Annotated in this window: 18 protein-coding genes; 13 read left to right on the top strand and 5 right to left on the bottom strand. The window is 43.0% G+C overall.

Annotation, left to right across the window (positions count from 1 at the left end; translation table 11 throughout):
• The first annotated feature begins 42 nt into the window (after positions 1 to 42).
• Both EZ437_RS15260 and EZ437_RS15265 read left to right on the top strand, forming a co-directional pair.
• Positions 43 to 1266, top strand: a complete 1224-nt coding sequence (locus EZ437_RS15260; RefSeq protein WP_131596930.1) for a DUF4959 domain-containing protein — start codon at positions 43 to 45, stop codon at positions 1264 to 1266.
• A 33-nt stretch (positions 1267 to 1299) separates the two neighbouring features.
• Entirely contained in the window at positions 1300 to 2517 is a 1218-nt protein-coding gene (locus EZ437_RS15265; protein WP_165500435.1) for a DUF5000 domain-containing lipoprotein, read from the top strand.
• Here the strand turns inward: EZ437_RS15265 and EZ437_RS15270 are convergent, their stop codons facing one another.
• Entirely contained in the window at positions 2518 to 3402 is an 885-nt protein-coding gene (locus tag EZ437_RS15270; protein ID WP_131596932.1) for an AraC family transcriptional regulator, read from the bottom strand.
• A gap of 165 nt (positions 3403 to 3567) precedes the next feature.
• Between EZ437_RS15270 and EZ437_RS15275 the strand changes: the two genes are divergently transcribed.
• Genes EZ437_RS15275 through EZ437_RS15300 form a run of 6 tightly spaced genes read left to right on the top strand, consistent with a single transcriptional unit; the run spans position 3568 to position 15566 of the window.
• Positions 3568 to 4596, top strand: a complete 1029-nt coding sequence (locus EZ437_RS15275; protein ID WP_131596933.1) for an aldose epimerase family protein — start codon at positions 3568 to 3570, stop codon at positions 4594 to 4596.
• 4 nt (positions 4597 to 4600) lie between these two features.
• On the top strand, positions 4601 to 6538 hold the full coding sequence (locus tag EZ437_RS15280; protein ID WP_165500436.1) for a glycoside hydrolase family 97 protein: 1938 nt from the start codon (positions 4601 to 4603) through the stop codon (positions 6536 to 6538).
• A gap of 60 nt (positions 6539 to 6598) precedes the next feature.
• Positions 6599 to 7945 (top strand): sugar porter family MFS transporter, encoded by a 1347-nt coding sequence (locus EZ437_RS15285; RefSeq protein WP_131596935.1) that lies wholly within the window; start codon positions 6599 to 6601, stop codon positions 7943 to 7945.
• Between the two features lie 19 nt (positions 7946 to 7964).
• Positions 7965 to 11300: a DUF5107 domain-containing protein gene (locus tag EZ437_RS15290; RefSeq protein WP_131596936.1), complete on the top strand. Its 3336-nt coding sequence runs from the start codon at positions 7965 to 7967 to the stop codon at positions 11298 to 11300.
• Between the two features lie 43 nt (positions 11301 to 11343).
• The gene (locus EZ437_RS15295) at positions 11344 to 13551 is read left to right on the top strand and encodes an alpha-galactosidase (RefSeq protein WP_225869597.1); all 2208 of its coding nucleotides are present in this window, start codon (positions 11344 to 11346) and stop codon (positions 13549 to 13551) included.
• Between the two features lie 29 nt (positions 13552 to 13580).
• Positions 13581 to 15566 carry a sialate O-acetylesterase gene (locus EZ437_RS15300; RefSeq protein ID WP_131596937.1) on the top strand — a complete coding sequence of 662 codons (1986 nt, stop codon included), beginning with the start codon at positions 13581 to 13583 and terminating at the stop codon, positions 15564 to 15566.
• Positions 15567 to 15612: 46 nt separating this feature from the next.
• On the opposite strand, the gene EZ437_RS15305 is transcribed toward EZ437_RS15300, so the two are convergent.
• Positions 15613 to 16230 (bottom strand): hypothetical protein, encoded by a 618-nt coding sequence (locus tag EZ437_RS15305; protein ID WP_131596938.1) that lies wholly within the window; start codon positions 16228 to 16230, stop codon positions 15613 to 15615.
• A 92-nt stretch (positions 16231 to 16322) separates the two neighbouring features.
• Here EZ437_RS15305 and EZ437_RS15310 point away from each other — a divergent pair, with 92 nt between their 5' ends.
• Positions 16323 to 16526, top strand: coding sequence for a KTSC domain-containing protein (locus tag EZ437_RS15310; RefSeq protein ID WP_131596939.1), 204 nt, complete (start codon positions 16323 to 16325; stop codon positions 16524 to 16526).
• 24 nt (positions 16527 to 16550) lie between these two features.
• On the opposite strand, the gene EZ437_RS15315 is transcribed toward EZ437_RS15310, so the two are convergent.
• From EZ437_RS15315 to EZ437_RS15325, 3 genes are all read right to left on the bottom strand, one after another.
• Complete coding sequence (locus EZ437_RS15315; RefSeq protein WP_131596940.1) at positions 16551 to 17009, bottom strand: ferritin-like domain-containing protein; 459 nt, start codon at positions 17007 to 17009, stop codon at positions 16551 to 16553.
• Between the two features lie 57 nt (positions 17010 to 17066).
• Positions 17067 to 17594: a superoxide dismutase family protein gene (locus EZ437_RS15320; protein WP_131596941.1), complete on the bottom strand. Its 528-nt coding sequence runs from the start codon at positions 17592 to 17594 to the stop codon at positions 17067 to 17069.
• 93 nt (positions 17595 to 17687) lie between these two features.
• The gene (locus tag EZ437_RS15325; RefSeq protein WP_131596942.1) at positions 17688 to 18161 is read right to left on the bottom strand and encodes a DinB family protein; all 474 of its coding nucleotides are present in this window, start codon (positions 18159 to 18161) and stop codon (positions 17688 to 17690) included.
• A 104-nt stretch (positions 18162 to 18265) separates the two neighbouring features.
• Between EZ437_RS15325 and EZ437_RS15330 the strand changes: the two genes are divergently transcribed.
• From EZ437_RS15330 to proB, 4 genes are all read left to right on the top strand, one after another.
• Positions 18266 to 19786 carry a malate:quinone oxidoreductase gene (locus EZ437_RS15330; protein WP_225869598.1) on the top strand — a complete coding sequence of 507 codons (1521 nt, stop codon included), beginning with the start codon at positions 18266 to 18268 and terminating at the stop codon, positions 19784 to 19786.
• 243 nt (positions 19787 to 20029) lie between these two features.
• A complete protein-coding gene (locus EZ437_RS15335) occupies positions 20030 to 22459 on the top strand; it encodes an AsmA family protein (protein ID WP_131596944.1) in 2430 nt (809 codons plus the stop codon).
• 7 nt (positions 22460 to 22466) lie between these two features.
• On the top strand, positions 22467 to 22877 hold the full coding sequence (locus EZ437_RS15340; protein WP_131596945.1) for an OsmC family protein: 411 nt from the start codon (positions 22467 to 22469) through the stop codon (positions 22875 to 22877).
• 142 nt (positions 22878 to 23019) lie between these two features.
• Positions 23020 to 24054 carry a glutamate 5-kinase gene (gene proB, locus EZ437_RS15345; protein WP_131596946.1) on the top strand — a complete coding sequence of 345 codons (1035 nt, stop codon included), beginning with the start codon at positions 23020 to 23022 and terminating at the stop codon, positions 24052 to 24054.
• The last annotated feature ends 4 nt before the right edge of the window (positions 24055 to 24058 follow it).

Below are 24058 nucleotides of genomic sequence, written 5' to 3' on the forward strand. Positions count from 1 at the left end.
CGACTTTAATCATTTGATAATTAATTATTTAAAAATATTAAGATGAAACATATTAATTCCAGAAAATACCTGGTTTACTTACTGGCCCCGATGTTTGCGTTGCTGGTAATGGCTTCCTGTAAAAAAGGCGATCCGAATATCGAGGTGATATCTGATGACCTGACCAAACCAGAAGTAGTGACCAATGTAAGTGTAGAGAATTTTAACGGCGGGGCTAAGATCACGTACAAACTGCCTGATTCCAAAAACCTGCTATATGTGCTGGCGCAGTACAACATCAACGACAACAGGACCAGGGAAACTAAAGCCAGCTATTATACCGATACCATTACCGTAGACGGTTTTGCAAGGGCGCAGGAGTATGAAGTGACACTGTATGCGGTAAGCCGTGCCAATGTAAAGTCTGATCCGGTGACGGTGAAGGTAAGCCCAACTACCCCAAATTACCAGTTGATCAACACCAACCTGGCGATTACGCCTGACTTTGGCGGGGCTAACTTTTATGGATTGAACGGAAACAAAGTGCCTGTTTCGCTTCACATCCTGGTTTACAATGAAACTACGAAGGCATATGAAGAAAATGAACCGGAATACATAAGTGGTGACACTATAGATGTATCTGTAAGGGGCTTACCGCCAACGCCTCAAAAAGTAGGGGTGTATACCATGGATAGGTTTGGAAACAAGTCTGATACGGTGCTCAAGACGGTAACGCCTTTATCTGAGTCAATGCTGGACAAAAGTAAGTTTTTTGTTTACAAGTTGCCTAGCGACGGAACCATTGGCTATGGTTGGGAATTTCGTTATTTCTTTGACGGGAGCCTCGAAGGCAATGGCTGGCATACGATCAGCTCACCAAAAACGATCGGCACATTTGGCTTAGGGCTAACTGCCAAGATCAGCCGCTTTGTGGTTTGGCAGAGACCTTCTGATTTTTTCGGCTTTCAGAATACCAGGAAATTTACCATGTGGGGTGCTACAAAAGACAATCCTGCTGATGTGAACCTGCCTGTAGGCTCTGCGCCGGGCACGGTAGCGGGCGACTGGGTGAATATGGGCAACTTTGTGTTTCCTAATCCACAATCGGGCTTGCCTGCCAATCAGGCCAATGCAGCTGACAAAGAGCTGGTAGCCAAAGGGGTCAACTTTACGATGCCAAGGATAGCGCCAGCTGTGAAGTACCTGCGCTTTGAAGTGACGCAGACATGGGGCGGACAGGACTATGTAAATGCAATGGAGATCTCCTTATATGGTAATCCTTTATAAAAAACAGTATATCGTTAATTAAAAATGACAAAAATGAAAACCACTATAAACGTTGCTGTGATCTCTTGTATCTGCCTTGCGGTGCTTGGCTGTAAGAAATACAATGAGGATTATAAAGACTATCTGGACAATAAAGAAATCACCTATCCGGGCCTGGCCACCAAAGTGGGCTACCATGCCGGTAATTTAAGAACGGTATTGTTTTGGAACCCAAGTCCGGACCCAAGTGTAAAAAGCTACCTGATCACCTGGAACAATGGGGTGGACTCGATGGTAGTAAATGCTACCAGCAATGACCCTGCGGTAAAGATGAGTGTTTCTGTTCCCGGTTTGATGGAATATGTATACAGCTTTAAAATCGTGGCGCGTGATGCAGCGGGCAACAAATCTGTAGGGCAGGAGTTGAACAATGTCCGCGTCTACGGACCGGCTTTTGCTGCCAGCCTGACCAACAGACCGCACGATCCATCTACTCCGTTTGAATTTAACAGCGACGGATCGCTTAAACTGAACTTTACCAAGGCAGATAGCACTAATTATTCTACTGTTATTAAATACACCAATGTGTCTGGTGCTACTGAGGAGCGGGTGCTGCTGTCAGATGCCATGTCGATCAACATCCCCAATTATAAGCTTGGCACCGCAGTCCAGTATAAATCGTCCTTTAAGCCAGAGAGAACAGCGGCTGACGCGTTCTTTGTAAACAGTTATAGCGAATTTCCTGAGATCTTCAGGATCGTAGAAATGGATAAATCCAAGTTTCAGGCGCTGTCATTTCCTACTGACATCCGCTCTGAGTACGGTTGGGAATTAAGGTATCTGTGGGACAATAAGAAGGAAGAATCACAGGGTGCAGGCTTCCATACCGGCGGCTCGGGCATGCCGCAATGGTTCGGCATTGACCTGGGTGCGCAGACTACGTTAAACAGCTTTAGGCTATGGCAAAGGTCGTCTGCATTGTACAATGTGGGCAATTTGAAACGGTTTGAAGTGTGGGGCAGCAACAATCCGAATACGGACGGAAGCTGGGAAAGCTGGACCAAACTGACCACATTCAATTCATTCAAGCCTTCAGGCCAGCCAGCCGGACAGAACAGCGCGGCAGACATCGCTTTTGCAGCAGCGGGTGAGCAGTTTACCTTCCCGGCAGGTTTACCCAATTACAGATATGTACGGTTTAAGGTGTTAGAAACATGGGGTGTACAGGGTTACATGCACTTAATGGAACTTACATTTTATAAGAAAGAGTAATTATTTTTTATGTTTCTTCCGGTATTCAGAAGGCGAGGTTCCGATCAGCTTACTGAATAACCGGGAGAAATAATATTGATCGTCTATGCCGAGCAATAAACAGATCTCCTTGATGCTCTTGTCTGTAAAGTACAGATACTGACAGGAATGCTGAATTTTAAGCTGATTGTAATAAGCTATGGGGGATATGCCCGTCTTATTCTTAAAGATCCTTAAATAATGCGAAAGTGAGATTTTTTGTTGCTCGGCTAGTTCGTTTATAGACAGTCGCTTACTCAGGTTTTCTTTCATGAAGGTAATAGAATTACTCACCGCGTCCTGACTGTATACAGTCGGGTTTATTTCTTTATAATAGATCAGTGAGGTCACAAAATAAAGCAGCCTGAAGTTCATGATCTCCATTTCCTTTGCGCTAAAGCTGTGTTCCAGTATGGAATAGATCTGGTTGAACAACTGGATGCGGTATTCTTCAAATGGAATGGCGTGTACCTGGTGCTGGTTGTCGACCAGCGAACGCTCATAGATCATTCTGGAGTTTGTGCCGCTAAAATGCAGCCAGTAAATACTCCATGGGTTCTTTGTGGAACTGTAATAGCGGTGGGGTATATTTTTAGGAATAATAAAGAAGGTATTGGCTTTTAGATTATAGGTAGTATGATCCATCTCTATGTATCCTTCTCCGTCTATGCAGTATAGCAAAATGAACTCTGCAGATCCGGTCTTCCTTTCCCTGTCGTGCCCTACTGCATGGGGGTAGTAACCTATAGCCGTAAGGTAGAAAGAGTTGATTAATGGGTTGTTTTTAATGCTCTTCCGGATGTTTGGGGTCAGGACGATCATTCTTTGACCAAGAAAGCCCTCTTTAATCTTTTTCTGCTCTTCCATGTATATTGCTGATCTGTTGGTACAGCGAAGATAGTAATTTAATGAAGCGGAATAAGTAACAAAAAGAAGATATAGTCCATGCATTCCAAAGGATAATCCATTTTATCGCTGAGGTTTTCAGCGTAGTTTTATATTTCACAAACGAATGAAGACCAAATATTGACAATGAATATAACTAAAAAGCGTTGGGGTAGTGTGGACGGACAGGAGATCCACCTGTTTAGATTGGATAATTCCAATGGAAGCTATGTGGAACTGACCAATTACGGTGCTACAGTAGTGTCTGTTTATGTGCCGGATAAGCAAGGAAAGCTGCAAAACGTAGTCCTGGGCTTTAATTCTTTGGCAGGCTATCTTCAGGACAATTGCTATATAGGAGCTACGGTAGGGAGATTTGCCAACAGGATAGCAAATGCCAGGTTTACATTGGATGGGGTAAATTATTTACTGGAACCTAACGATGGCGTGCATACCAATCACAGTGCTTCGGCAGGGTTTAATGATAAAGTATTTAATTATAATTATACAGATGGATGCCTTGTATTCAAATATTTAAGTCCGGATATGTTCGGTGGTTATCCAGGTAATCTTGACTTCGAAATAAGTTACCAGTGGACAGCTGGTAACGAGTTGCGGATAATATTTAAAGCGTGCACCGATAGAAAAACAGTAGTAAACTTTACCAATCATTGTTATTTTAACCTTGCCGGCACTGCACAAAAGATCTTTGACCACCGGTTAACCATTCAATCCGGTTCAATAGTGGAAGCGGGCGCGGACTATATCCCTACAGGCCGGATCATTGACGCAGGACAGCTGTCGTTTCAAAATACGCGGATAGTGGACCGGATGACAGCAGTGCAATCCCACATAAAAGGCCTGAATGTATGCTATGTATTGGATTGCTACGAACCTAAAAAACAGCAGCTTGCCGCTGTGCTGACTGAGCACTATTCTGGCAGGGAACTGGCTGTTTATACAACCTATCCAGGAATAATGCTATATACAGGCGCTTATCTCGATAGTAAGGTACCGGGAAACCGGCATGTGACCTATCAGCCATTTGACGGACTATGCCTGGAATGCCAGTATTTTCCGGATAGCCCCAACCAACCTGATTTTCCTTCTACTGTTTTACTGCCCGGAGAAGTATTTGAAGAAACGATTACTTATGCTTTTAACACCAAAAAATAACCAAATGAACTTGAAAACAGGGATACTTTGCCTGATTTGCTTTGCGGGTATTAATACGCAGGCTATTGATAAGAAATATGAACTTAAATCGCCGGATAAAAAGCTTTCAGTCAGTATACTAACAGGCGATAGTACCACTTATAGTGTAGCTTATAAAGGATTGAATGTTGTGCTGACTTCAGCTATTTCAATGAAACTGCAAAATATTGAATTAGGAAAAAAGGTAACCATCAATAAAGCTGCTGCTAGTTCCGGAAAGGAATTTAATGAATTAACGCTAAGTATTAAAGGCGATTATGCGATGGTATTTAGGGTTTATAAAGAAGGGTTTGCATACCGGTTCATCACAAATATTAAAGACTCAGTAAAAGTGATCAGCGAACAAGCAGTGTTTAATTTACTTAAATCACCCGCGGCTTTTCTTCAGGAAACGGACAATTATACCAGCTGGGAAGGCCCATATGTGAAGTACGTGTCTACGGAACTGATCGCTAATGGAAAACGGGCCACTACACCTGCGCTGTTTAGCTATCACGATTCGGGTGTAGAGCTAGTGATTGCAGAATCTGACTTGTTTGATTACCCGGGAATGTACGTTCAGAAAAATGGGGATCAGTATAACGGCAACTGGGCACAATATCCAACTAAAACAGAACTGGGCAGTTGGGGCAACTTCGTTTCTGTAGTAAAGGAACGCGCAGGTTTTCTTGCCAGCACCACTGGAAAAAGAACTTTTCCATGGAGAATAGTCATGGTCTCTGTGGATGACCGCGACCTGCTAAACAATCACCTGGTGCGTAAGTTGGCGAGTCCGTCTATACTTAAAGACACCAGCTGGATTAAACCGGGAAAAGCAACCTGGGAATGGTGGCATGATGCCTTGTTGCCGGGTGCGGATATCCCATCGGGCATGCCCAACAGAAATACAGCACTGTACAACTACTATGTGGACTTTGCAGCAGAGAACAAGCTGGAATACCTGATGATCGATGCCGGCTGGTCTGACAATTATGACCTGACTAAGATCAACCCGAAAAATGATGTAAGGGGGGTGATCAAACGCGCAAAGGAAAAAAACGTCGGCGTGTTTTTATGGTGTGTGGGGACCACCTTATTAAAAGACTTGGACAAGAATCTTGATTTCCTGGCTTCAATCGGGGCAGTAGGCATTAAGGTTGATTTTTTCGACCGGGATGACCAGTTGGCGATGCAGTGGATTGAAACAATCGCAAAGGAAGCAGCCAAAAGAAAACTGATGGTCAATTTTCATGGTTGCAGCAAGCCTACAGGGATGGAAAAGACCTATCCGAATATCGTAAATTATGAAGCAGTAAGGGGGGCGGAGTCCGACAAATGGGATTATACCATCGATCCTGCCCATCACCTGCTGATGCCATTTATCAGGATGCTGGCAGGGCCGATGGACTATACGCCGGGAGCGATGAGGAATAAAACCAAAGCGGCATTCAAGCCCATTGATCCGGGATTACCATCCGGACAAGGCACACGTGCCCATGAACTGGCCATGTTTGTATTGTACGACCAGCCATTTGCCATGCTGGCCGATTCACCCGTGGAGTACATGAAATATCCCGATATCATGCAGTTCCTTTCTGCTGTGCCTACTGTGTATGATGAAACGAAAGTGCTGGCAGCTAAGATTGGCGAATATGCGATAGTTGCCAAAAGAAAAGGCGAGGACTGGTACGCAGGGGCAATGACCAATTGGGAACCGAAAGACCTGGAACTGGACCTAAGTTTCCTGAAACCCGGCATCACTTATACAGCCGACATCTATACGGATGGCCCGGATGCTGCAACCAATGCTGAGCAATACGTGCATCAGACCATTGAAGTAACCAACCGGACTAAAATGAAGGTCAAAATGGCGCCGGGCGGAGGCTTTGCAATAATGATAAAAAAGTCCATCTTTAAGAAATAATAATCTATTTGTCACAGGTAAAAAACCGACATCTTTAAATTAAACCAAAATATAAACTAAATGAGTGTAGAACAACTAAGTTTTAATCACAAGTACATCATTGGTATCTCGTTTATCTCCGCACTGGGCGGTTATTTATTCGGATTTGACTTTGCTGTAATATCAGGAGCCTTGCCTTTTTTAAGGACACAATTCATGCTTGATGCGTGGTGGGAGGGCTTCCTGACCGGATCACTGGCATTGGGCTGTATTGCCGGATGCCTGGTAGCAGGGAATATTGCAGACAGATATGGTCGTAAACCAGGTTTAATGATTGCTGCTATCATCTTTGCGCTCTCTTCACTGGGTATTGCCTTTTCGTCCAGCTTGTCGCTCTTCGTGATCATGCGTTTTGCCGCAGGGATAGGAGTAGGGATGGCCTCGATGCTTTGTCCTATGTACATCGCCGAGATCTCACCAGCAAAGGTTAGGGGCCGTAACGTGGCCATCAATCAGCTAACAGTAGTAATAGGAATATTGGTAACCAATCTGGTCAATTACTTCATCGCCGATACCGGACCCGATGCCTGGCGCTGGATGTTTGGCCTGGGCGTAGTGCCTTCTATCGTATTTCTTGTAGGCGTGCTATGGTTGCCGGAAAGTCCAAGATGGTTATTGAAAGCCGGTAAAGAAGAAGAGGCAAGAAGGGTATTACATAAATTAGGTTCTGAATCATTCGTCAACACCACGTTTACCGAGATAGAGAAGTCGCTGGTAGGGGTTAAGAAACTATCGTACAAAGCGGTTTTTGAGAAAAGCGTCAGGCCGGCAGTGGTGGTTGGGATCACATTGGCAGTATTTCAGCAATTTTGCGGGATCAATGTGGTGTTCAACTACACATCCACCATCTTCGAATCTGTTGGGGCAAATCTGGACCGTCAGCTTTTTGAAACCGTAGCGATAGGAGTGGTCAACCTGGTATTTACCATCGTGGCGATGTGGCAGGTAGATAAACTTGGCCGTAAGCCATTGATGCTGATCGGTTCATTGGGGCTGTCTGTAGTGTACCTCATACTCGCCTTCCTATTACAAAATCATTATCCTGCAGGTATGGTTTCGATCTTTGTATTGCTGGCGATCAGCATGTACGCGATCTCAATAGCTCCAGTTACATGGGTACTGATCTCTGAGATCTTTCCCAACAAGATAAGGGGTGCTGCATCATCTGTGGCGGTAATTTCCCTGTGGGGAGCTTATTTCATACTCGTATTTACCTTTCCCATACTTGCAGAAAAACTAGGTACGTTCGGTCCTTTTTACCTGTATGCAGGAATATGTTTCCTTGGCTTCTTATTCATTAAAGGCAAGGTTAAAGAAACAAAAGGCCAGACCCTGGAAGAGCTGGAACAAACATTAATTAGACATTAAATTTAATATAGTATCACTGATGAACAATATGCCCGTAAAAGTGTGGGAAGCGCAGGTTTCTATACCAACTTATGGTATTGGTAAGCCAAACAAAAACCCAATGTTCTTTGAAAAAAGAATCTATCAGGGAAGCAGCGGTGTGGTGTATCCCAACCCTGTAATTGAGAAAATACTGGACGAAAAGACTGATAAAGACTATACAGGACTGTTTATAGAAAACGAATACCTGAAGATCATGATCCTGCCTGAACTGGGCGGAAGGATCCAGATGGCTTATGATAAGATCAAGGACAGGCATTTTATCTATTATAACCAGGTCATCAAACCTGCATTGGTGGGGCTAACTGGTCCCTGGATATCAGGGGGTATTGAGTTCAACTGGCCTCAGCACCATCGTCCGAGTACTTTTGATCCAGTAGATTATAAGATTGAAGAAAATGAAGACGGTAGTAAAACAGTCTGGGTGAACGAGGTAGAGCAAATGTTTCATACAAAGGGCATGGCGGGTTTTACCCTGCATCCTGATAAGGCTTATATCGAGATCAAGGCTAAACTGCTCAACAGATCGGCCCTGCCGCAGACATTTTTATGGTGGGCCAACCCTGCGGTGAAAGTGAACGACCATTACCAGTCTGTATTTCCACCTGATGTAAATGCGGTGTTTGACCACGGCAAGCGGGATGTATCTACGTTTCCAATTGCCACCGGCACTTATTATAAAGTAGATTATTCACCGGGCACTGATATATCGATGTATAAAAACATTCCGGTGCCGACTTCCTACATGGCCATCAATTCTGATTATGATTTCGTAGGCGGATATGAGCACGATACGCAAGGCGGACTGTTACATGTAGCCAATCACCATGTATCACCGGGCAAGAAACAATGGACCTGGGGACATAGTGATTTTGGACAGGCATGGGATAGAAACCTCACCGACGAAGACGGCCCGTATATAGAACTGATGACGGGTATGTTTACCGACAACCAGCCCGATTTTACCTGGCTGATGCCGAATGAGGAGAAGTCATTTACGCAGTATTTCTTACCCTACAGGGAACTTGGCGTAGTAAAAAATGCTACGAAAGATATCTTGCTGGCCATCAATAAAACCGGTGATAAAGTAATTATAAAAGTTTATGTGACTTCTGTCCAAAAAGACATCACGCTCCATTTAAAACATGGCGATAAAACGATTTATAGTGAGCAATTGAGCATTGATCCTAAGGAAGTGTACGTCAAAGAACTGGCTATTGAGCAGGATGTTACTGAAGATCAACTGGTTTTATCTATGAGTGCAGCCAATGGCAAGGAGCTGATAAAGTATGATCCTTCGTCTAATAAAAAGAACGAAATTCCTTCCCCTGCAAAGCCGGCATTGAGTCCGGAGAACACGGAAAATAACGAGCAACTGTTTCTTACCGCCCAGCATCTGGAACAATATCGTCATGCTACTTACAGTCCGGTCCCGTACTATGAAGAAGCGCTAAGAAGAGACGACAAAGACTTTCGCTGCAACAATGCGCTGGGCCTATGGTACCTGAGAAGAGGTCAGTTCGCGAAGAGCGAAGGGTATTTTAGAAAGGCCATTGAGACCAGTATACAGCGCAATCCCAATCCGTACGACACGGAACCTTATTACAATCTGGGCTTATGTCTTAAGTTTCAGGACAAGCACGAAGAAGCTTACCAGTCATTTTATAAAGCTACCTGGGGCAGGGCATGGAAAGATTCTGGTTTCTTTGCCGTTTCACAGATAGATCTGAGCAGGGCTGATTATCAGCTTGCACTGGAACACATTACACTGGCAATTGACAGCAATGCAAGCAACAGCAAATCATATGTACTGAAGTCTGCCGCATACCGCAACCTGGGTCAGTCAGCCCAGTCTGTCACCATTTCAAAACAGGCACTGGAAAGAGATCCGTTTAATCTTGGAGCATTATATGAACTGTCTGCCGCCTATGCAATGCAAAATGAAAATGAACAAAGCGCATCGGCATTAAGCGAGCTTCTGAAGCTTTCCAGAGGATATGAACAAAACTTTATAGAATACGCACTGGACTATGCAGCAGCAGGATTATATAAAGAAGCAGCAGACCTGTTGGCACATGGGGTGAAACCTACAGGAACGCATCCTTTGGTTCACTACTATTTAGGCTGGCTGAACTATAAAATGAATGATCAGACAACGGCAACTGCACAATTTAAACTGGCAGCTGCTGCTGATTCTTATCTTTGCTTTCCAAACAGACTGGAAGAAATCAATGTATTGAAGCTGGCCATCAGCTTAAATCCGGAAGATGCCAAAGCGCCTTACTATCTTGGAAACCTGTTTTATGACAAGCGTCAGTATGATGATGCAATCGCGTATTGGGAGCTGTCGGCACAGCTGGACGGCAATTTCCCGACCGCTTTACGCAACTTAGGGATCGCTTTTTTTAATAAGCGCAACGACGAACAAAAAGCATTGACCTGTTTTGAAAAAGCTTTTGAGCTGGACCCAACAGACGACAGGTTGTGCATGGAACTGCATCAGTTGTACAAAAGACTGAATTACAGTCCAGAAAAAAGAAAAGCATTTTTACATGCAAACCTTGAAACTGCACTTGAGCGGGATGATGTATACCTGGAATGGGTGGCGATACACAATTTTCTTGGTGAGCATCATAAGGCGCTTGAACTGATCAGCAAAAGACAGTTTCATCCCTGGGAAGGGGGAGAGGGAAAGGCATCCGGGCAATACGTATTTAGTCTTGTGGAAATTGCGAAAGAGAAAATCCAGTCTAATGACTTTAACGATGCAATAGAAGCTTTAAATGCTGCGCAAAGTTATCCGCATAACCTCGGCGAAGGTAAGCTGTTTGGAGCTCAGGAAAATGAGATCTTTTACTGGCTAGGATCTGCTTATGAAGGGCTTGGAGAACCAGAAACAGCAAATAGCTATTTTGTCAAAGCAAGTGAAGGACTTGATGAGCCATCGGCAGCGGTGTTCTACAATGACCAGCAGCCCGACAAGATCTTCTATCAGGGCCTGGCATGGAATAAAATGGACAGGCCTGATAAAGCCGCATCGATTTTCAATAAGCTGGTCAACTATGGCGAGCAGCACATCGACGATGCCATCAAAATCGATTACTTTGCTGTCTCACTGCCCAATATGCTGATTTTTGAAGATGACCTCGACATTAGAAATAAAGCGCATTGCTCGTTTATGAAAGGACTGGGATATTTAGGATTGGAACAGCATGAGGCTGCTGATAAAGCATTTTCAGAGACACTGCAATTGGATGCTGAACACCTTGGGGCAAAAATCCATAGCATTATGCCAATTCAATATAAAAAAGTTTAATACAATAAGCTAAATTTGGCTTTGGCCTAAATATAAATTTAAGATGAAGTTTGAAAAATCAATGACCACTACTTTACGACGCTATTCTGCCCTTTGCTGCTTGCTGCTTGCCTCCGGTAATGTTTGGGCGCAGACAATCCCAGTTGAAACCAGCAGCAATGCTGTAGTATTACAGGCAGATGCCAATAAAAACCTAAGTGTCATCTATTTTGGAAAAAAACTGGGCAATGCTGCTGAATACGAGCAGATTCCTGCTACGTACAAGCAAACAAGTGATTATACTAACCAGCTAAATTCGGCCTACACCACTTCCGGTTCCAGAAATTTAATGGAACCTGCCATTACTGTTACCCATGCGGATGGCAACAATTCATTGGACCTCAAGTATGTAAGTCACAACCTCAATAAAATAGATGCAAACGTATCTTTATTGACTGTGGTGCTCAAAGATCCTGTTTATGACTTTACCGTAACCCTATACTACAAGACTTTCTTTAAGGAAGATGTAGTAGAGCAGTGGAGTGTGATCAAACACAAAGAAAAAGGCAATGTGCTGCTGCAAAAATATGCGTCGGCCAACCTTCATCTCAAGGCTGGAAATGGTTTTTGGTTGACACAATATCACGGCGACTGGGCTAAAGAAATGCAGCCTGAAGAATCAAAGATTACACATGGCATCAAGACTTTGGATACCAAACTGGGTACAAGAACAAATTTGTTCATGCCTTCGGTGTTTATGGTGTCACTGGACAAGCCCGCCACAGAAGATGAAGGAACCGTATTGTATGGTTCATTGGAGTACAGCGGCAACTTCAAAACAGATCTGGAGCTCGACTATCAGAATAACCTGAGGATCATCTCCGGGATCAATAATTACGCTTCTGCCTATACGCTAAAGCCCAATGAAGAATTTGAGACACCGGCATTCTTGTATACCCTGTCCAGCACAGGTAAAGGTACTGCCAGCAGAAATATGCATACCTGGGCCAGGAACTATAAGCTCCTTGACGGAAAAGGAAACCGCCTGACTTTACTCAATAACTGGGAGGCTACTTATTTCGATTTCAATGAAACAAAACTATTTGAATTGCTGAAAGACACGAAGAAACTAGGTGTTGATTTATTCCTTTTGGACGATGGATGGTTTGCCAATAAGTATCCCCGTAATGGTGATGTAGCTGGGCTGGGCGACTGGGAGGAAAACAAAACCAAATTACCCAACGGTATCTCATCTTTAGTTAAAGAAGCAAAGAACAACGAAGTAAAATTTGGTATCTGGATAGAGCCTGAAATGGTCAATCCAAAAAGTCAGTTGTACGAAAAACATCCTGATTGGGTTGTAAAACAAGATAAAAGAGAGGAATACTATTTCAGAAACCAATTGGTGCTGGATCTGAGCAATCCTAAAGTACAGGATTTCGTATTTGGTGTGGTAGACGATCTGTTTACCAAAAACCCTGAACTGGCCTACATAAAATGGGATTGTAATGCGGTAATTTACAATGCGCATTCTTCCTATCTTAAAAACCAAAACCATTTCTATATAGAATACATGCGCGGTTTATATAAGGTACTCGAAAAGATCCGTGCCAAATATCCTACCGTACCGATGATGTTGTGTTCAGGTGGCGGTGGTCGTGTAGACTATGCAGCGCTAAAGTATTTTACTGAGTTCTGGCCTAGTGACAATACAGATCCGCTGGAGCGCATATTTATGCAGTGGGAATATTCCTATTTCTATCCGGCCATCAGCAGCTCAAACCACGTGACTGACTGGGGCAAACAGCCAATCAAATACCGTACTGATGTAGCCATGATGGGCAAACTGGGCTTTGATATTGTAGTGAGCCATTTAAAAGAAAATGACCTTAAGTATGTGCAGGGTGCCATAAACACCTATAACACCCTAAAGCCGATCATCTGGCAGGGCGATCAGTACAGGCTTGCCAGTCCGAGGGAAGGCAGTGTGGCTTCGATCTTATATTTGAACGACTCAAAATCTAACGGAGTGATCTTTAACTACCTGGTAAACAATCGCTATGATGAAAGCAGCAAGTTTCCGATTAAACTAAAAGGATTGGATGCAGCTAAGAAATACCAGATCAAAGAAGTGAATTTATATCCGGGAACCAATTCTTCCATTGATGCAACTAAAACATATACAGGTGATTTTCTAATGAAAATTGGCTTTAATCCGCAAATTAGCTCCGGAAGAACAAGTGTGATATTGCAAATAGATGAAATAAAATAGTAAGTTTATATCCGTAAACCTTATTTTGTATGAACATCAAACGCACTAAACTCTTATCGGGCGGGCTATTGCTGGGCTCATTATTTCTCCATACACTTGCTGAAGCCAAGGTAGTCTTACCTTCTGTATTCAGCGACAATATGGTCTTTCAGCAGAAAACCAATGCGCCTATATGGGGCAAGGCTGATGCCGGAAAAACCATTACGATCAAGTCTTCCTGGAATGGAAAGACCTATACCGGCAAAGCTGATGCTAATGGAAATTTTAAAGTCATGCTGGCCACACCAGCGTATGGAGGGCCGTATAGTGTAACCATCTCAGATGGAGAAACGACCACGCTAAACAATGTACTGATAGGAGATGTATGGATATGTTCAGGCCAGTCCAATATGGAACAACCACTGGCGGGCTGGGGCAAGGTCATCAATTATGAGCAGGAAATCAAGGATGCAAATTATCCAAAGATCAGGTTGCTGCAAGGGGTACATGTGACCAGCAATACGCCATTGGACGATGCGAAGGTGACGAACGGCGGCTGGACAGAATGCAACCCTAAATATATAGCTGAGTTTTCGGCTGTGGCTTACTTCTTTGCAAGAGAAGTCACTAAAAAGACAGGCATTCCCATCGGACTGATCCATACCTCATGGGGCGGTACAATTGCTGAAGCCTGGACAAGTGCAGAGACATTAAATAAGCTTCCTGATTTTGTAGAAGCCGTAAAGCAGATTCAGAATGCCGATAAAGGCACTGGCACCATGGAGCAGAAATTGGCGGCCTGGAGTCAACAGGTAATGGCAAAAGATGCAGGAATTGTACAAGGCAAACCGTTATGGGTAGCCAGTTCCACAGATGTTGCTTCATGGAAAACGATGTCGCTTCCGGTACTATGGGAAGATGCAGGCATGTCAGACTTCGACGGGGTAGTTTGGTTTAGAAAAAACATTACCATTCCACAGTCCTGGGAAGGAAAATCGGTGAAAGTCAACCTCGGTGCAATTGACGACAATGATGTCACCTTCTTTGACGGAGAAAAGATTGGAAATACTGAAGGCTTTAACGTGCCGCGTAGCTATACCATTTCTGGCAATAAAGTAAAAGCAGGTACATATGCACTGGTAGTAAGGATATTTGATGGCGCTGGTAGTGGGGGAATTTACCCTGATAACAATAACATGTCCATTGTAGCTGAGGATGGACCGGTCATTTCACTGAACGGGGATTGGAAATATCAGATAGGCTTGAGCATGAAAGATGTGCCTCCTCCGCCTGCGGCAAGCGACGGCCCTAACAGGACTACGGTATTATACAACGCAATGATCCATCCTTATATCCAGTTTCCGATCAAGGGAGCAATCTGGTACCAGGGAGAGAGCAATGCAGGACGGGCCAACCAGTACCGTACACTTTTTCCTGCCATGATTACTGATTGGCGGACTAAATGGGGTATCGGTGATTTTCCTTTCTATTTTGTACAACTGGCCAATTTTATGGCACCCACGGCGCAACCTGTAAATTCAGAATGGGCAGAACTGAGAGATGCACAAAAGCAAACCCTTAGCTTGAAAAACACAGGCATGGCCGTGATCATTGATGCCGGTGAAGAAAAAGACATCCATCCTAAAAACAAACAGGATGTTGGAATACGTTTGGCCTATGCTGCACTGGCTAAAACTTATGGCCTCAAAATTCCATTTTCAGGCCCGGTATATCAATCGCAGCAGATCAGCGGAAAGACTATCACCTTAAGCTTTACTTCTACTGACGGGGGATTAAAAATTAAAAACGGGACTGAACTGAAAGGATTTGAAATAGCAGGGGCGGACCAGAAGTTTCACTGGGCCAACGCAACCATACAGGGCAATAAGGTCATTGTAAGCAGCGATGAGGTGGCAAGTCCCGTAGCAGTAAGGTACGCATGGGCAAATAACCCACCAAGTACTTTATACAATGGCGCAGATCTGCCGGCTTCGCCTTTTAAGACAGACAACTGGAGAGATATCACAGCAAAATAATAAAGAAGGGGAATCAATTGATTCCCCTTCTTTATTACATCTGAAATCATTTAATCAGTCCCTTGCTTTTCATATCGTTGAAAAGCTTAGCGCTGAATATTGTTGCCAGAGAAAGCGGACTGGAAGGATCAACGGTTTTAGTCTGTGCCGAATAAATCAGTTTATCGGGATTTATGTTATAAAAGTTACCCTCCAGGATAAACTGGTTACTTACCGACTGATAGGCTGGCTGGTATACCCGGGCATACATAGAATTATAGTAACCCCAAAACCTGACAGGTCTGTAAGTAATCATACCCGGATTATGCCTTTTTTCTTTACGCTTATCAAGCAGCGCAATCGTAAATGTACCGTCATATCCCCTGTCACTGATTGTTTTTATCGCAGCACTTTCATCCTTGCTATCAAAAGCTTTAGGGCCATATTCTGCCAGGGCGGAACCTGCATTAATTCCGTGGGCCTGAAGATCTTTTACAATCACGTTTTCTACGTTCTCTCTGAGCTTCCTGTCTTTATCAGTCATCAATGCAATCACCAGAACCTTTTTGAAAGCGGTAGCGGATTCATCAGGTGCTTTCCACGAAGTGAGCAGTTTGGTATTGCTGCATCCGCTTATCATAAAGATGGTAAGCATCAGACTTCCTATTAACGTTCTATTTTTCATGACATTGAGATTAGTTAATTATATAAACAGCCAAATAATCATTTAGTTGTGATTAAATTTAGCGATAATTTTCGGTAACTAAGTACAACAGCATGCCTTCTACAGTAATAGCTAAAATTGCGTATGATGAAGAGAACAAAATCCTGATGATTGAGTTTCAGTCGGGAAAGATCTATTATTATATGGATGTACCTAAGGGAGTGTATTTAACTTTAAATACCGCAAGATCAAAGGGCGGTTATTTCAATAAGTACATTAAGGGGAATTACGAATTTGAGGAAATAAACCTGCAGTAGATACATCCACTGCAGGTCAATAATTTAATTAGCAACCTGATCTCTCAGTGCTTTTACGCGGTCATGTGAAGTTCTTAAATCTGCTTTTTGCTCAGACACAAGCGAATTAAGGTGTGCTGACAAACCTTCTGTAGCTAAAGCCATTCTATAGGCCTTTTGCGCTGCGTCTTCTCCAAACTCACAGTTGTTTAAAACTGTTTCACGGTCGTGGCCAGTAAATACTGCTTTAACATCCATCCATGCGCGGTATATCTTACCAGATGTCGTAGTGCCTGTTTCAGCTTCTCCACCCAGCACCTGTACTTCCTGTGCCAATGCTGCTTTAAGCTTGTGGCTTTGTCCAACCATTTCCACAAATAGCGGTTTCAGATCACTGTCTTCCGTTTTTAATTCTTCAATTGCTTTTTCGTAACCTGCAACTCTATCATTGTTAATCTCGATAAGGTCGTTCAGGATTTCTCTGTTTACTGCGTTGTTTTCCATGTTTGTAGTTATTGATGTGATAAGTTAACACGGAAAAAAATGAAAAGTTTTTGATTTCTAATCTTTTACAATAACGCCACAACCAACACGCGGACCAGAGTTTCCAGTAGGCTGTGTGGTGTAATCATCCGTTCCGCCGTGAACAATGATGCCACGTCCAATAATGTTATTTACCTCATTTTCAGTAATGCTCCACCTGTCTGTCGTTACGGAGACAGTGCCATGACCTTTACTATCGAGCGTTATATTGCCTATATCTCCGGAGTGATAAGCCGCAGATCCCCATTTCCCATGTGCTTCTTTGGTGGGATTCCAATGACCGTGAGTATTTTCACCCATATTACCGCAATCACCATGTTCGTGGAAATGAACGGCTACTGTACTATCAGCACGGGCTGGGAAATTGATCTCCAGATCCATTTTGATCTTTCCGTCATCAAGCAGAAAAAATTGCGCTGAGCCAATTTCTTTCCCGTCGGCAGTAGTAGCCAAGGGTGCATGAGCCACCTGTTTTCCTTTGCCGGGCGAGCAGGATGTCATTGCTGCTGAAACAATCAGCACTGCAATTGCTAAATAATTTTTCATACGATTATATTTAAGTTTTATATCCATATGAACAAAATACACGCGATTAAGTTTGAGAGAAGGTACCCGAACTACCATCCTCCGCCTGGCATGCTATTTAGTGCTCAAGCGCCTGAGTGCCATCATATACCCCAAATGCATGCCTTCATGAAAAGGTATGAAATCTACCGCTTCATCGATATTCTTTAGCTCCACGCCATATCTGGTAGTCCAGGGCATGTAGTTACCAAACAATTCTTTTTCAAGGTCGGCTTCAAACTGGTCAATTGATGTAAGCAGCAATTCTTTGATATAGCCAACTTCCTCCTCGCCAAGAGCTGCGACGGGCTGGGTTCCGGGCTTATATGCACTATAAAAATCAGTACTGATCATCGTTGGCAAGCCCGCCCTCAAATAGCAAACTCCTTGCTGGGCTGCTATCAGGTGCCCGGCGTTCCAGATAATGTTGTTGTTGATCCCTGGCGGCACATAATTCAACTGTTCAAGAGACAGATCCTGCATAATCTGAAGGCCTATGGATCTGATTTTTTTAAGAGACTGTATTTTATAAATGTAAGCAGGGTTCATTTTTAGTTAGATTTTTTAGATTCCCGGTTATTTGTAAACAAAACGCAATATAATCAAAATAGAACTGAGTGTATAGCTAGAAAAGTGTAAGAGGAATCGTACTTTTGCACAAAATTTCAAAAATGACCTGTAATTCTAGTAATTCTGATAAAATTGTAGACGTAGTATTGATTGGTGCAGGCATTATGAGCGCCACCCTGGGAGTGTTGCTCAAAGAATTACAACCAGACCTTAGTATAGAAATTTTTGAAAGATTGGATGTAGTGGCTGCTGAAAGTTCAGATGCATGGAACAATGCAGGAACAGGGCATTCTGCATTTTGTGAATTAAATTATACACCGCAACTGGCTGATGGTTGTGTAGATACACAAAAAGCAGTATCAATTGCCGAATCATTTGAGGTATCCAAGCAATTCTGGTCTTATTTGATAAAACAGGGACTGGTAGGTGCTCCTGAAACTTTTATCAAGTGCATTCCCCACATGAGTTTTGTATGGGGAGAAGAAAACGTAGATTTTTTACGGGAAAGACATTCAAAACTCCAGCAAAGCGTGCTTTTTAAAGGTATGGAATATTCTGAAGAGCCATTGAAACTGGCAGACTGGATGCCCCTTGTGATGAAAGGAAGACAAGCGTCTGAAAAAGTGGCAGCTACCAATATGACATTAGGTACGGATGTGAACTTTGGCTCACTGACAAGAATGATGTTCGGTGACCTTAAAAGCCGGGAAGACGTATCACTCCATTTTCATCATGAAGTACGTAAGCTGAAACAAAAGAACGGCCTTTGGGATGTGAAAGTAAAGAATCAGAAAACCGGTGTAAAGCGGGTCGTTTCAGCCAAATTTGTGTTCATAGGTGCTGGTGGAGGATCTTTACCACTGCTTGAGAAATCAGGCATTCCCGAAGGAAAGGGATTTGGCGGTTTTCCTGTAAGCGGACAATGGCTTAAATGTACCAATCCTGAAGTAATAGCAAAACACAATGCCAAAGTATACGGCAAGGCTTCTGTAGGTGCCCCACCGATGTCTGTACCTCATCTGGACACACGAATGATAGATGGGAAAAAAGCATTACTGTTTGGTCCCTATGCCGGGTTCTCCACAAGATTTTTAAAACACGGCTCACTGATGGACCTGCCGTTGTCCATTAAAATAGGCAATATCAGGCCAATGATCGCTGCCGGTCTTGACAACATTCAGCTCACCAAATATCTGATAGAACAGGTCAGACAATCGCCAGAAGACAGGCTGGAAGCATTAAAAGAGTACCTGCCTACTGCGAAAATGGAAGATTGGGAACTGGAGACTGCGGGCCAGCGTGTGCAGGTGATCAAGAAAGATGATGAGCACGGCGGAATACTTGAATTCGGAACTGAGGTAGTAACTGCTGAAGATGGTTCCATAGCTGCTTTACTTGGTGCATCACCTGGTGCGTCTACGGCAGTATCTATTATGCTTAGTTTGCTGAACCGCTGTTTTGGCGAACAGGCTAACAGTGCTCAGTGGCAGCGAAAACTACGTCAGATGATTCCTTCCTATGGCCAGAAGTTAAATGAAAATGCCAGCCTGGCAGAACAGATCAGGAATGAAACAACCATATCGTTGAAGCTTAAGGCTGTATAGTAGGCTCTGAATGGCCTCATATTGGGTTTATAGGTGCCTGGAAGGTTAATTGTTAGTTAACAGATTTCGACACTATTTCACCAGGTATAGAAACGTGTTAAAAGCGGGTAAAGAGCGCGTTGAAAGCGTGTGGAGAACGTGATGCCTCAGAACTCAATATTGCCTTAAGGTTAATCTGTCCCAAGTCTGTGCTAGTAGCTTAAAACAATTGCGGTCCTTTTCTGTTTTATAATAAACGCAAACATGCCACGCTGGTCTAAAATAACCCTCAAAATTATTGCCATAATTATTGGTCTGGTCCTTACGATATTCATCGTGCTTGCCTTGTATATAAATGTCAATAAAAAATCTCTGCTGCTGAGTATCAATAAAGAACTTAACAAAAATCTTAACGGAACAATGGTGATCGGCAGTATGGACCCGACTTTTTTAAAAGGATTTCCAAATGTCTCCATTAGGCTAAACGACGTATTGGTCAAAGACAGTTTATGGCAAAAGCATCGCCATACCCTTCTAGCAGCCAAAGACCTGGAGATTGCAGTAAGCCCACTGGCAATGCTAAGGGGCACCATACAGATCAATAAGATCGGGATCAATAATGCGAGCATCTACTTGTTTACCGATAGTAACGGCTACAGCAATACCAGTATCTTCAAAAAGAAAGACAAGAATAAGGATAGCCTGCAAAAACAGGAGAGCTCGGCTGCAGAAATCAAGAAATTTACTTTAAGCAATGTTAATTTTGTGATGGACAACCAGAAAGGAAATAAGCTGTTTCATTTCCTGGTTTATAACCTAAAGGGTGATATGAACTATTCCGGGTCGGGATGGGAGGGTGATCTGGACTTAAAAGTACTGGCTAAAAGTCTGGCTTTTAATACCAAACGAGGGAGTTTTATAGAGAATAAGGTGCTGGAAGGGCCATTTGAGATCTCCTATGATGAGGAAAAGGGATTCCTCAATGTAGCTCCCAATACCTTAAATATAGGAGATGACCCTTTTATTATTGGAGCTACCTTTGATACTTCAAAGGAATACACAGATTTCAAGATCAATATCGAGGTTAAAGAGATCCAATGGCGGAATGCGTCAGCTTTGCTGGCCCCAAACATCAGTTCGAGGTTGAATATGTTTAACCTGGACAAACCTTTAGCCGTCAATTGTACCATTGCCGGCAGTATGGGCCCCGGCGGAGATCCCGCCATTAATGTGAAAGCCATCGTTAAAAATAATGTGCTGAGCATACCGGGCGGTAAAATTGAAGATTGCAATTTTGCCGGTACTTTTACCAATAACTTTATAGAAGGAAAGGGACATACCGATGCCAATTCGGCTGTAAAGCTGTATGGTTTTAAAGGTAGTTATGCCGAGATGCCTTTTAGTATTGATACGGCATCTATAAACGACCTGAACAAACCCATCGCCACAGGGGTGTTTAAAGCTAAAGTTGACATCTCCAAACTGAATAATGTAATAGGGGACAATATGCTCAAGTTTGGTAAAGGTACGGCGGATGTGAAACTGGCATATAAGGGGGATATTGTCAATTACACCATTACAAAACCTTATCTGCAGGGTATAGTGGATATTAAAGGTGCTGATTTTACCTATGTGCCACGTAAGGTCAGCTTTAAAAACACTGCCATTTCACTAAATTTTACCGAACAGGACCTGATCATCAGGAACATCAGGATGCAAAGCGGAAAGAGTATTGTACTGATGGATGGGAGTATCAATAATTTCCTGAACCTGTACTATAATTCACCTGAAAAGATTTTATTGAAATGGAAGATCAGGAGCCCTGAACTTCATCTGGGAGAGTTTCTTGGATTTTTAGGTACCAGAAAACCAAAAGCAAGAAAGAGGACTCCTAAGTCAAATTTCTCTGACAACCTGAACGAGGCATTTGAGATGAGCAAGGTAAACATGAATGTAAAAGTGGCGAAGGTGTATTATAACAAGTTTTTGGCAACCAATGTCAATGCTGATCTGCTGCTTTCAGAATCCGGGATTGCCATTAAAAATGTGAGTTTAAACCATGGGGGAGGTTCGCTGAAGTTGAACGGAAGTGTGACACAGCAGCGTGACGTCAACAGATTTGCGATCAATACTACCCTGAGCAATGTAGATATTAAGCATTTTTTCTATTCATTTGACAATTTTGGGCTTACCTCACTAACCTCTCAAAACCTGCGTGGATTTCTCTTTTCAAAAACAAATATCGCAGGGATGATTAGTGAGCAGGGCAAAATACTGCCGAACTCACTGAATGGAAGTGTGATATTTGACCTGAAGCAAGGGGCCTTACTCGATTTTGACCCAATCAGGAAAGTAGGGAAATTTGCCTTCCCGTTTAGGGACCTGAATAATATCACCTTTAGTAATTTAAATGGTAAATTTGATATAAACGGACAGCGGATTACTATCAATCCGATGCAAATAAATTCTAGTTTGCTGAATATGGATGTTGCAGGAATTTATTCACTTGGTGCAGGAACAAATATTGAAGTGGACGTGCCTTTGAGAAATCCAAAAAAGGATGAAGATATTACAGATAAGAAACAAATAAAAGAGCGCAGAATGAAAGGTATTGTGTTACATTTGTTAGCAACGGATGGAGAGGACGGCAAAATAAAGATCAAGCTGAATAGAAACAGAGACAAAACAAAATAATAAAAATATGAAACGTAATGCTACTGCCATTTGGAATGGTACAATCAAAGAAGGTTCTGGGAATCTTACCACAGACAGTAAAGTATTGGACCAAACGCAATACTCATTCAACAGCAGATTTGCTGAAGGCATTGGAACTAACCCCGAAGAATTAATGGCTGCTGCCCATGCCGGGTGTTTTACCATGAAACTAAGCCTGGACCTGACTGAAGCCGGATTTAACCCTACCTCTTTAGAAACTAAAGGAACGATCACCCTGGACAATGGTGTGATTACTACTTCAAACCTTGTTTTGAAAGCAACTATCCCTGGTATAGAAGATGCACAATTTCAGGAAATAGCGGCCGGTGCAAAAGCAAATTGTCCGGTTAGTAAAGCATATAATGTAGAAATAACGCTGGACGCCTCACTTGTATAGACGACTACCAAATCTAAAATATTTATAATCCCCCTGTTTAATTTATGAATAGGGGGATATTTTTTTTGTGTTAAGTTGTGTTAAACGCTCCAAAATATCTAATTTCGGTTTTTAATGCGATCAAATACAATTAAACACACAAATGACCAAGTCAATACTTGTTTTGAAATTAGGCTCTGCTTCAATTACAACTGCTAAAGGAGCAATAGATGAGACAATTATAGCCGATATAACCCGTCAGGTTTCAGAACTCGCTCAAAATCACCACCTGATACTGGTTTCCTCTGGTGCGGTAGCGGCAGGTATGAAGTATATTAAAAATTATAAGGGCAAAATTAGTGAGCGTAAAGCAGCAGCATCTATTGGAAATCCATTGCTGCTGGGTACTTATGCTAAATATTTTCAGCAGTACAATATTTCCATTGCCCAGAGCCTGTGCGAAAGGCAGCATTTTTCTAACAGGACCCAATTTCTGCAGCTAAAAGAAACATACGAGGAATTGTGGAAGAATGGGGTAATACCCATCGCGAATGAGAATGATGTGGTGAGCAACCTGGAGCTTAAGTTTTCGGACAATGATGAACTGGCTACGCTGCTGGGGGTAGGTTTTGGTGCATCGCTGATATTGTTGGGTACTTCGGTACCAGGCGTATTGGACAGAGAAGGCAATGTAGTGGAACGGATTGATTCCATAAATAATGAGATCTTCTCGCTGGCCAATAAGAAGACATCAGAAGTAGGACTGGGGGGAATGACCTCTAAACTTACCTTTGCACACCTTGCTTCTACCATGGGGATTAAGGTGGTAATATTTGGCGTAAGGACACCTGATGGAATATTAAAGGCGGTAAGGGGAGAGACGGGGACGGTCTGCACCCCTAAGAACTGCTCCATACCAGCCCGTAATAAATGGCTGGCAAGCGGCAGTCTGGTTACTGGCAGACTAATGATTGATGGGGGTGCCTGTGAAGCGATCAGGAAACGAAAGAGCCTGCTTGCCGTTGGCGTACAATCGGTGGTTACCCCCTTTGCAAACGGGGAAATATTTGAGATCATTGACGATCAGTCGAGCATAGTGGCCGTAGCCCTTGCGAAAATCTCTTCAGATATGATCAGTCATGATTCAAAACAACATAATTTAGAAATAGCAAATGCAAGTGATATTGTAATTTTATAAAGAA

This window comes from Pedobacter psychroterrae, from assembly GCF_004331695.1.
GTDB lineage: Bacteria > Bacteroidota > Bacteroidia > Sphingobacteriales > Sphingobacteriaceae > Pedobacter > Pedobacter psychroterrae.